Origin of the sequence: Streptomyces flavidovirens DSM 40150, assembly GCF_000429085.1 — a bacterium.
In the GTDB taxonomy this organism is placed as follows: domain Bacteria; phylum Actinomycetota; class Actinomycetes; order Streptomycetales; family Streptomycetaceae; genus Streptomyces; species Streptomyces flavidovirens.
In genome coordinates this window covers 123942-133822 of record NZ_KE386846.1, presented here as the reverse complement: position 1 = coordinate 133822, position 9881 = coordinate 123942, and the positions used below count along the sequence as shown (strand labels likewise).

The following is a 9881-nucleotide window of genomic DNA, read 5'->3' as shown; positions in this document are numbered from 1 at the left end:
CATTCCGCCACCCGGACAAGGTGTCTGTCTCGCGGCCCCGGGCCGTTCCGACGTGGAAAACCATAGCAAACATTCAGACCCCCTGATCACACCCCCGGCCAGGGCAGCGGGAGGATGAGGGGGACCACCAGCACAGCCAGTGGGAGGAAGCAGCGTGAGCGAGTCGAAGACGGCCGGCAGGGCCAACCCGGTCTCGGGCGAGGACGAGGTCGTCGATCTCTGCCGTGACCTGATCAGGATCGACACCAGCAACTACGGAGACCACTCGGGGCCGGGGGAGCGGGCGGCGGCGGAGTACATCGCGGAGAAGCTCGCCGAGGTGGGGCTCGAACCGCAGATCTTCGAATCCCATCCGGGACGGGCCTCCACCGTGGCCAGGATCGAGGGCGAGGACCCGTCGAAGCCCGCGCTGCTGATCCACGGGCACACCGACGTCGTACCGGCGAACGCCCAGGACTGGACGCACCACCCCTTCGCGGGCGAGATCGCGGACGGCTGCGTGTGGGGCCGGGGCGCGGTCGACATGAAGGACATGGACGCGATGACCCTCGCGGTCGTACGGGAGCGGATGCGCAGCGGCCGCAAGCCCCCGCGCGATGTCGTGCTCGCCTTCCTCGCCGACGAGGAGGCGGGCGGTACGTACGGGGCAAGGCACCTCGTCGACAAGCATCCGGGCCTCTTCGAGGGTGTCACGGAGGCCATCGGTGAGGTCGGCGGCTTCTCCTTCACCGTCGACGAGAACCTGCGGCTGTATCTCGTCGAGACGGCGCAGAAGGGCATGCACTGGATGCGGCTCACCGTGGACGGCACCGCCGGTCACGGCTCGATGACCAACAACGACAACGCGATCACCGAGCTGTGCGAAGCCGTGGGGCGGCTCGGGCGCCACACGTGGCCGGTGCGGGTCACGAAGACCGTACGGTCCTTCCTGGACGAGCTCTCCGACGCGCTCGGCACCCCGCTCGACCCCGAGGACATGGACGCGACGCTCGCCAAGCTCGGCGGCATCGCGAAGATGATCGGCGCCACGCTGCGCAACTCCGCCGCCCCGACCATGCTCGGCGCCGGCTACAAGGTGAACGTGATTCCGGGGCAGGCGACCGCGCATGTCGACGGGCGCTTCCTGCCCGGATACGAGGACGAGTTCCTCGCCGATCTCGACCGGATCCTCGGCCCGCGCGTGCGGCGCGAGGACGTGCACGGCGACAAGGCCCTGGAGACGAGCTTCGACGGTGACCTCGTCGACGCGATGCAGGTGGCGCTGCGGGCCGAGGACCCCATCGCGCGGGCCGTCCCGTACATGCTCTCCGGCGGCACCGACGCCAAGTCCTTCGACGACCTGGGGATCCGCTGCTTCGGGTTCGCGCCGCTGAAGCTGCCGCCCGAGCTGGACTTCGCCGGGATGTTCCACGGCGTCGACGAGCGGGTTCCGGTCGACGGGCTGAAGTTCGGTGTGCGCGTGCTGGACCGCTTCCTGGACAAGTGCTGAACGGACAAGTGGTGAGCCGACAAGTACTGAAACGACTTTCCAACTAATCGGCCGGACGTGCTATTTGACTGAAAAGAGTGAATGCGACCATAGGCTAGTAGCCCCGTTGCTTTCCCTTCGTTACAAGGTGTGCGGTCCGCGGCTGGGTCGCATCGTTGCCAACAAGGAGGAAAAGTAATGATCAAGAAGGTCGTCGCCGCTGCGGCAGCCACGGGTGGTCTGGTTCTCGCCGGCGCGGGAATTGCCGTCGCCGATGCGGGTGCCCAGGGTGCTGCTGTCGGGTCGCCCGGCGTGCTTTCGGGCAACGTCGTTCAGGCTCCGATCCACGTGCCGGTGAACGCGTGCGGTAACACGGTCTCCGTGATCGGGCTGCTGAACCCCGCCGTCGGCAACACCTGCATCAACAAGTGACGTTGCATGCACCCGTAAGGGTCTGAGTCCCGGGCGGCCCCGGAGTGCGCTCCATGCACTCCGGGGCCGTTGGGAATTCGGCCCGCGGCCGGCGACAACGTCCCGCGGGCATTTCGGCGAAGGCAAAGGCAGAGGAACGTACCAATGCGTCAGGTAACGACGAAGAGCCTGATCACCGTGGCGGCCGCTAGTGGTCTGCTGGCCATGAGCGGCGGCAACGCGCACGCCGGTTCAGGGGCCGGAGGGTCCGCGTCGGACTCCCCGGGCGTACTCTCCGGGAATTCCGTGCAGGCTCCCGTGCATGTCCCCGTCAATGTGTGCGGGAACACCGTGAATGTGGTCGGCGTGCTCAACCCCGCCATGGGCAACAGCTGCGCCAACGGGGGGCACGGCTCGACGAAGCCCGGCAAGAACCACGGTGGCGGATCGGCGGCCGAGGGGCGCGCGAGCGATTCCCCCGGAGTCGGCTCGGGCAACCACGTCCAGGCGCCGGTCCACGTACCGGTGAACGCCTGTGGGAACACGGTCACCGTCGGTGGCCTCGGCAACGCCGCCACGGGCAACGAGTGCGCGAACGACTCCACCGGCACCCCGTCGCGACCGGGCCCCGGCGAGCCTCCGAACGAGCCCGGTGAGCCGGGCAAGCCGGGGGAACCGGGCAAGCCTGGTGAGCCCACGGAGCCCACGGAGCCGGGCAAGCCGGGCAAGCCGGGCACTCCGCAGGAGCCCACGGAGCCCGGTGTGCCCGCGGAGCCGGGCGAGTCGGCGGCGCCGGGCGAGCCCAGCGCCCCGAACGGCCCCGACAGCCAGACCGTCACCCAGCCCAAGGGCACCGACGTGCTCGCGCAGACCGGCGCCGGCGCTCCGCTCGGCGTGGTGATCCCGGCCGGCGCGGGCCTGCTGCTGGCCGGTGCGGTGCTGTACCGCCGGTCTCGTTCCGCGGCGTAAGGCAGGAAATGCGCCGGTACGGCCGGCGCGGAAACGGAGCGGGCCCCGCCATCGCGGGGCCCGCTCCGTCTTCACCAGGTGGCGCGCACCTGTCGGATGATGCGCCTGCGCAGTCGCACACGGCGGCTGCCGTCCCGGCGCAGACTCAGTCGGTCCAACTCCCAGTGTCCGTACTCGGCATGGTCGGTCAGCAGACGGGTCGCCTCCTTGCGGGAAACCCCACGGGGGACGTACACGTCGACAAATTCGTATTCCGGCATCGCATCTATTGTGCGGGCAGAGCCCCGGTACGGATAGCGTCTGCACTATGTCTGATGCTGCGCAGCCCACCGCTGCCGAGGTACGCGCCGCCGCCGAGGCGGTCAAAGTCGCGCTCGACCGTCACCTCGACGCGGTCGAACGCCGCACCGGGGACGACGACCCTGCCGTCTACGACGCGTTCAACGAGCTCGCCGCGGCCGCCGAGGCGTACGACGAGCGGCTCTACGACCGGTACGACGAGGTCACGCCCTTCGAGATTCCGGGATCCGACGACTCCCTGCCGCCTTACACCGGGCCGGAGGAGCCCAATGCGGTAAGTGTCCTGATCCGCCGCGACTACGCGGTGGTGGAGCCGCAGCGGCTGCTCGCCCAGGCACAGCGGATCGCCGATGCCGACCCGGACATCGACGCTCCGGTGATCGAGGTCGAGGTCGACACCGACGTCGACGCCGAGGAGCGCGGCAATGCGGTGGCGCTCGTCGGCGGGAGCGTCCATGCCGCTCTCGGGGTGCTCTTCGGAGAGTACGAACCGGATGAAATCGCCTCCCGCCACAAGGAGTTCGGCCTGGAGGAGGGCGATTCCACCCTGTGGGTCGCCGCCGCGGAAGACCCGCCCGAGCCGGGGGAGTGGCTGAACGCCCCGTTCGAGCAGGCCGATCCGCAGCGGGTCGTGTGCCGCTTCGACGTCAGCTCGGTCTTCGACGACGAGTTCGATGAGGCCGACGGCCCCGACCAGATCTGACCACGTCCGACCGGGACTGACCACATCCGGCCGGGACTGCCCGCCGGCCGCCGTCGCGCCTCTAGTGGGCGTCCTGCGCGGCCGGCGACTCGGCAGGCGGCTGCAGCAGGGTGCGCAGGCGCGTGGTGCGCGGCCGGTCCGGGATCTCCGTCACCGCGCGCGGCAGCGCCTGGTCGACGCCGTGGACCACGGACAGGTGCCGCTCCCCGCGGCTGAACGCGGTGTAGATCCACGGGCGGCTCAGCGCCGGGGCGGCGTCGCCGGGCAGCACGACCACGACGGCGGGCCACCGCATCCCGGTCGCCTGGTGCGCGGTCAGCGCCCAGGCGTGCCGCACGGCCGTCTCCACCCGGTCCTTCGGTACGACGACCGGCGTGCCCTCGCAGTCGAGGTGCAGGCCGTCGGCGTCCGCCGACACGACCGTGCCGGGCAGGGTCCTGCCGGGTGCCGGGACGTACGCGACCCGGTCGGCCGGGTCGAAGCCGCCGAACCGGCCCGGACCGGGGTTGAGCCGCTGCTTGAGCGCGGCGTTCAGCGCGCGGGTGCCGGCGGATCCGCCGTGACCGGGGGTGATCACCTGGATCTGCGCGGGCGACAGTCCAAAGGCGCGCGGCACCGAGTCGGCGACGAGCTGGACAGTACGGTGCACGGCCTCGCCCGCGTCACGGACGGGGACGATCACCACCTCCTTGCCGGGCGCCTCGACCTGGTTCAGTTCGCCGATCCCGATGCCGGAGACCAGCTCACCGATGGGGCCGGGGTCCGGCGTACGCGACACGACGTGCGGGCACGCGCGGGCGGCCAGCAGGTCGGCGAAGACCCTGCCCGCACCGGCGGACGACAGCACGCCCGGGTCGCCGCTGAGGACGAGCCGGGTGCCGTCCGCCAGTGACTCCACGAGGACGGCGGCGGTCTCCACGTCGAGCTGCGGCGCGTCCAGCACGACCAGCAGGTCGAGGGCGAGCGCCCCGTCCTCGTCCCGGCCGGGGCCTTCGCTACCGGCGAGCAGTCCCGCGACGGTGACCGAGGCCGACGCGTCGTCGATCGCGGCGGCGAGGCGGCGGCGGCCGTCGGCGCTGTGCGACGCGGCGTACGCCCGCAGGCCGAGCCCGCGTGCCACGGCGAGCAGCGCGGCCGGTTCGGCGCGGGCTGCCTCGCCGCCGCTGTGGGCCACCAGGCCGTTCGACGCGACGGCTCGGATCAGCTCGGCGGCGGAGGGCGAGACGCCGCCCGCGTCCCAACTCCTTGCCTCCGCCGCCTCGTCGCTGAACGTACTGGCCAGCCGGGCCAGGCCGTCGGCGAGGCTTTCCTCCGCGAGGGCGTACCGGTCGAGCCCCAGCAGAACCTCCACCGGCTCGTCGCTGCCGGAGTCATCGGCTCCGCTGTCCTGGAAGACGAGCACCACGCCCTCGGCGACGGCGTGCTGAATGGCCTCGTCCGGGTCGGGCACCTTGTGCTCGGCCAGCGCTTTGCGCACCGCGCCCGACTCCAGCGCGGTGTGACCCTGGACCGCCGCCCGCTCCAGGAGCCAGCCGACGAGCGCCGCCGTGCGGCGTTCGTCGCCGGGCCCGCACTCGGCGCCGAGCAGGGCGCGCGCGAACCCGTCGGCCTGTTCGGGGCGCACCCCCGGTACCGACAGCAGTTGCCACGGGTCGTCCCGCAGGACCTGCCCGGCCTGCTCCCCGAGTACGCCGGCGACCGGCGCGGCCAGCGCCTCGGGGGCGCCGCCCTCGGCCAGTACGGCTCGTACCGAAGCCACCGACTCGGGCGCGGCGGCGGCGGGCCCGGCCACCGCGGCCACCCGTGCGGGCGCCGCAGGGCCGGCACCGGGCGTGGGCGCGGGAGCGGGCGCCACGCGGCGCGGCGCGGGGGACGTGAAGAACGCGTCCCCGGACTTGGCGCCGCTCTCCACGGCCCGTACGGCCGCGAGCAGATCGGCGGCCTGCCCGCTCAGCTTGGCACCGGCCTCGACCGGCGCGGTCTTCTCGGCCTTGCGCCGCTCGATCCGTTCCCGCAACGCCCGTTGGGCGGCGATCTCAGCCTCGGCCTCGGACAGTTGCGCCCCGGCGCCCGCCGCTTCACCGCCGGCCTCCTCGCTGCCGACCGTGCCCCCGCCGGTATCTTCGGGACGACCGGAAGCCTCCACTGGACCGTCGCCGTCGCCGTCGCCGTCGCCGTCGCCGTCGGACGGCGTTTCGGCGCGCGTCGCGTCCGCGTCGGCCAAGCCCGAACGCCCGTCGGCACCCGCCGCCATGCCTTCACCGCCACCGCCACCGCCCGACGGCCCCGCGGTCTCTGCCGGCTCCTCACCTGCCCCCGCCGGACGGTCTGCGGGGCTGTCGTCCCCGGAGGCGGACGGCCTGTCGGCGTCCGCCGGGCCGGTGCCGGTGCCGGCGTCGGCGGCTGGTCCCGCCGCGCCCTCGTCGGACGGCGTCGGGTGTCCGCCGGTGGCCGGCGTGGCTTGCGCGGCGGGCTGCGGGGTGTCGTCGTGCTGCACTTCGGTACCTGCGTCCTCAGTCACGTCCGTCGGGGCCTGTGCCGCTTCCGCGCCGGCCGGGTCGCCGGCTCCGGAAGCGGGCACCGGGCCCGTGGTGCCGCGCTCGGTGTGTGGCTTCGCGTCGTCCCCGGCGGGTCCCGGCGCCGGGACCGCCGACTCGGCGGTCGGCTCGGTGCCCGCCGCCGCGGTGGTGTCGCGGTGTTCAGCCGGGGGGCCGGGGGTTGCCCCCCGGGGAAGCGCAGTCACAGCGTGCTCCAGTCCTGGTCGGGATAGCGGTGCACGGGCGCCGACACATCGTCGAGCGCCTGGCAGATCTCGTCTGGAAGACTAAGCGCCTCCACTGACAATGCCGCCGAGAACTGCCGTGCGTTGCGCGCGCCCACGAGCGGGGCCACCACTCCGGGCCGGTCCCGGACCCATGCGAGGGCCACCTGGAGCGGGGTCGTCGCGAGGCCGTCCGCGGCTGTCGCGACCGCGTCCACGATGCGGCTCGCCGCGTCGTCGAGGTACGGCGCGACGAAGCCGGAGAGGTGCTCCGAGCCGCCGCGCGAGTCCGGCGGGACGGTGCGCCGGTACTTGCCCGTCAGCACGCCCCGGCCGAGCGGCGACGACGGCAGCAGCCCGACCCCCAGATCGAGCGCGGCAGGCAGCACCTCCCGCTCCACACCGCGCTGGAGCAGCGAGTACTCCATCTGCGTGCTGGCCAGCCGGGTACGTACACCGGGCGCGGCGAGCTGCCAGGTGGCGGCCTTCGCGAGCTGCCAGCCGGAGAAGTTGGACACCCCGGCATACCGCGCCCGGCCGCTGCTGACCGCGATGTCGAGCGCCTGGAGCGTCTCGTCGAGCGGCGTCGCCGGGTCGAAGGCGTGCACCTGCCACACGTCGACGTAATCCGTGCCGAGCCGCTCCAGCGACGCGTCCAGCGCCGCCAGCAGATGGCCGCGCGAGCCGTCGAAGCGCCGGTCGGGGTCGGGCACGCTGCCCGCCTTGGTGGCGATGACCAGATCCCGCCGCGGAACGAGCCGCTCCACGAGCTGCCCGAGCAGATACTCCGCATCGCCGTCGCCGTACACGTCCGCCGTGTCGACGAGCGTGCCGCCCGCGTCCCAGAAGGCCTTCAACACGTCGGCGGCGTCGTGCTCGTCGGTGTCCCGGCCCCACGTGAGGGTGCCGAGCCCGATTCTCGATACGCGCAGGCCCGTGCGGCCGAGATGCCTCTGCTCCATGGGCGCTGAGATTACTGGCCGGGGACACGGGGGCAGGAGACCTGTGGACAAGTCCTGTGGACAAGCTGTCCGGGCGGACCTCCGCCGATGTCCGGACGGGCCCCTGACGGATCGTGCCCGCGCGCGCTAGAGTCCCCGGCACAGGGACGTTACTGATCAGTAAGGGGAGCGGCATGCGGCTCGGCATCAACCTCGGTTACTGGGGCGCGGGGATGGACGGCGACAATCTGGCCGTCGCGCAGGAAGCGGACCGGCTCGGCTACGACGTCTGCTGGGCCGCCGAGGCGTACGGATCCGACGCCGCCACCGTGCTCTCCTGGGTCGCCGCCCAGACCGAGAGCATCGACGTCGGCTCCGCGATCTTCCAGATCCCGGCCCGTGCGCCCGCCATGACCGCGATGACCGCCGCCACCCTCGACTCCCTCTCCGGCGGCCGCTTCCGCCTGGGCCTCGGCGTCTCGGGCCCGCAGGTCTCCGAGGGCTGGTACGGCGTGAAGTTCGACAAGCCGCTGGCCCGCACCCGCGAGTACGTCGAGATCGTCCGCAGGGCCATGACCCGCGAGCGCCTGTCGTACGAGGGCCGGCACTGGACGCTGCCGCTGCCCGACGGCCCGGGCAAGCCGCTGAAGCTCACCGTCCACCCGCAGCGCGAGCACATCCCGCTCTACATCGCCGCGATCGGCCCCAAGAACCTGGAGCAGACCGGCGAGATCGCCGACGGCGCGCTGCTGATCTTCCCTTCTGCCGAGCACATCGAGGACACCGCGATCCGGCACATCCGCGCGGGCCGCGAGAAGGCCGGTCACACCATGGACGGCTTCGACGTCTGCCCCACGCTCCCGCTCGCGGTCGGCGACGACAAGGACGTCAGCGCGCTGGCCGACATGTTCCGCCCGTACACCGCCCTGTACGTCGGCGGCATGGGCAGCCGCAAGCAGAACTTCTACAACCAGCTCGCCCAGCGCATGGGCTACGAGAAGGAAGCCGCCGAGATCCAGGACAAGTACCTGTCCGGCGACAAGACCGGCGCCGCCGCCGCGGTCCCGCACCGGCTGATCGACCAGACGACCCTGCTCGGCTCCGTCGAGCGGATCGCCGACCGGATGCAGGCGTACGCAGCGGCCGGTGTGACGACACTGACGCTTTCCCCCGCGGGCTTCACGCTCGACGAGCGGATCACCGCCCTGCGGGCCGGCACCGACGCTCTGGAGCGCGCCGGTCTGGCGTAACCCGCAGGACGGAAGCGGAACAGAAGTCTGCGGCCGTGGTGGGGGCTCGGGGGTCTTCCCCGCCACGGCCGTCATGCACAACAACGCCGCACGGCCCGACGGGGTTACGCGCCCGTACCGCCGCGGGGTTCATTCATCCGGTGGAGTTGACCGCCGCTGCTGTTGCCTGCCGTCCCGTACCGCCCTTGACTTGCTCTTTGCGGACGTCTGCCCGGAGGTACACGGAGGTATCAGCGATGCTGTCGGCCCGAAGCGTCTTCCAGGAAATCCTCGACAACGACGATTCCTTCCGGCTCTTCTGCTCCATCGCCGCCAGCGGCGAGTCCCAGGGCGGCTGGGAGAACGGCCGGATCGCGGCCCTTGTGCCGCAAAGCATGAGGTACCTCGCCCCGAAGATCACCCGGCACGGCGCCGACGAGGACAAGCACGGCCGGCTCTTCAACGCCCTGCTCAATAAGCGGGAGCTCGAACCCGTCCCCGTCCCGCCCGAGACCGACTACACGATGCTGCTCGAACAGCGCGGCATCGGCCTCGCCCACGACAAGCTGCGCCGCGACGAGCCGCTGACCGAGGACGACATCCTCATCTACCTCTCGCACAGCCGGGTGACCGAGCAGCGGGCCGCCGAGCAGATGAACATGCTGGTCAAGTACTTCGGCGACCACCCCGAGGCGGGCAGGCCGCTCAGGACGATCTGCGACGACGAGGAGAACCACCTCGCGTACTGCCACGAGGAACTGCTCCGGCTGGCCCGCGCGGGACACGGCCGTACGATCCTGCGCGTCCTGCGCGAATGCGCCATGGCGGAGAGCCGCGTCTACCGGGACGTCAGCCTCGCCGTCATGGCGCACATGGGACGCATCCTCAAGTGGCCGAAGGCCAAGTCCACCGCGCTGGCCGCCGGCATCCACGCCCTGTACGCGTACGAACGCCTCGGCGGCCAGCGGCGCATGGTGAGCCTGTCGATGCCGGAGCGGCGCGACGCGCTGGGCGGCCCGGCGACGGCCGCCGCCGGAATCCTCTGAACGGCGCCGCGCCGGTCCGTCGAATGGCGTCGCGCCGGTCGGTCGAACGGCGC

9 protein-coding genes are annotated in these 9881 nt (G+C 72.1%); 6 read left to right on the top strand and 3 right to left on the bottom strand.

Annotated elements, in window-relative coordinates:
- The first annotated feature begins 154 nt into the window (after window positions 1–154).
- The 3 genes from G412_RS0131360 (at window position 155) to G412_RS0131350 (ending at window position 2848) form a co-directional block, all read left to right on the top strand.
- Window positions 155–1489 (top strand): M20/M25/M40 family metallo-hydrolase, encoded by a 1335-nt coding sequence (locus tag G412_RS0131360; RefSeq protein WP_028815490.1) that lies wholly within the window; start codon window positions 155–157, stop codon window positions 1487–1489.
- 177 nt (window positions 1490–1666) lie between these two features.
- Complete coding sequence (chpH, locus tag G412_RS0131355) at window positions 1667–1900, top strand: chaplin ChpH (RefSeq protein ID WP_028815489.1); 234 nt, start codon at window positions 1667–1669, stop codon at window positions 1898–1900.
- 144 nt (window positions 1901–2044) lie between these two features.
- Window positions 2045–2848: a chaplin gene (locus G412_RS0131350; protein ID WP_028815488.1), complete on the top strand. Its 804-nt coding sequence runs from the start codon at window positions 2045–2047 to the stop codon at window positions 2846–2848.
- Window positions 2849–2919: 71 nt separating this feature from the next.
- On the opposite strand, the gene G412_RS0131345 is transcribed toward G412_RS0131350, so the two are convergent.
- Window positions 2920–3108, bottom strand: a complete 189-nt coding sequence (locus G412_RS0131345; protein ID WP_018535088.1) for a DUF5703 family protein — start codon at window positions 3106–3108, stop codon at window positions 2920–2922.
- A gap of 47 nt (window positions 3109–3155) precedes the next feature.
- Here G412_RS0131345 and G412_RS0131340 point away from each other — a divergent pair, with 47 nt between their 5' ends.
- On the top strand, window positions 3156–3851 hold the full coding sequence (locus tag G412_RS0131340; RefSeq protein WP_028815487.1) for a hypothetical protein: 696 nt from the start codon (window positions 3156–3158) through the stop codon (window positions 3849–3851).
- 61 nt (window positions 3852–3912) lie between these two features.
- On the opposite strand, the gene G412_RS36890 is transcribed toward G412_RS0131340, so the two are convergent.
- Complete coding sequence (locus G412_RS36890; RefSeq protein WP_106964215.1) at window positions 3913–6105, bottom strand: helix-hairpin-helix domain-containing protein; 2193 nt, start codon at window positions 6103–6105, stop codon at window positions 3913–3915.
- A gap of 485 nt (window positions 6106–6590) precedes the next feature.
- Window positions 6591–7574, bottom strand: a complete 984-nt coding sequence (locus G412_RS0131330; RefSeq protein ID WP_028815486.1) for an aldo/keto reductase — start codon at window positions 7572–7574, stop codon at window positions 6591–6593.
- A gap of 173 nt (window positions 7575–7747) precedes the next feature.
- On the opposite strand from G412_RS0131330, the gene G412_RS0131325 reads away from it, so the two are divergent.
- Both G412_RS0131325 and G412_RS0131320 read left to right on the top strand, forming a co-directional pair.
- Window positions 7748–8803 carry an LLM class F420-dependent oxidoreductase gene (locus tag G412_RS0131325; protein WP_028815485.1) on the top strand — a complete coding sequence of 352 codons (1056 nt, stop codon included), beginning with the start codon at window positions 7748–7750 and terminating at the stop codon, window positions 8801–8803.
- A 236-nt stretch (window positions 8804–9039) separates the two neighbouring features.
- On the top strand, window positions 9040–9828 hold the full coding sequence (locus G412_RS0131320; protein WP_028815484.1) for a ferritin-like domain-containing protein: 789 nt from the start codon (window positions 9040–9042) through the stop codon (window positions 9826–9828).
- Window positions 9829–9881: the final 53 nt, after the last annotated feature.

Coding starts and splice junctions, on each gene's coding strand:
- G412_RS0131350 (WP_028815488.1), top strand. CDS start 2,045: ATGCGTCAGGTAACGACGAAGAGCCTGATCACCGTGGCGGCCGCTAGT.
- G412_RS0131345 (WP_018535088.1), bottom strand. CDS start 3,108: ATGCCGGAATACGAATTTGTCGACGTGTACGTCCCCCGTGGGGTTTCC.
- G412_RS36890 (WP_106964215.1), bottom strand. CDS start 6,105: ATGGCGGCGGGTGCCGACGGGCGTTCGGGCTTGGCCGACGCGGACGCG.
- G412_RS0131340 (WP_028815487.1), top strand. CDS start 3,156: ATGTCTGATGCTGCGCAGCCCACCGCTGCCGAGGTACGCGCCGCCGCC.
- chpH (WP_028815489.1), top strand. CDS start 1,667: ATGATCAAGAAGGTCGTCGCCGCTGCGGCAGCCACGGGTGGTCTGGTT.
- G412_RS0131320 (WP_028815484.1), top strand. CDS start 9,040: ATGCTGTCGGCCCGAAGCGTCTTCCAGGAAATCCTCGACAACGACGAT.
- G412_RS0131325 (WP_028815485.1), top strand. CDS start 7,748: ATGCGGCTCGGCATCAACCTCGGTTACTGGGGCGCGGGGATGGACGGC.
- G412_RS0131330 (WP_028815486.1), bottom strand. CDS start 7,574: ATGGAGCAGAGGCATCTCGGCCGCACGGGCCTGCGCGTATCGAGAATC.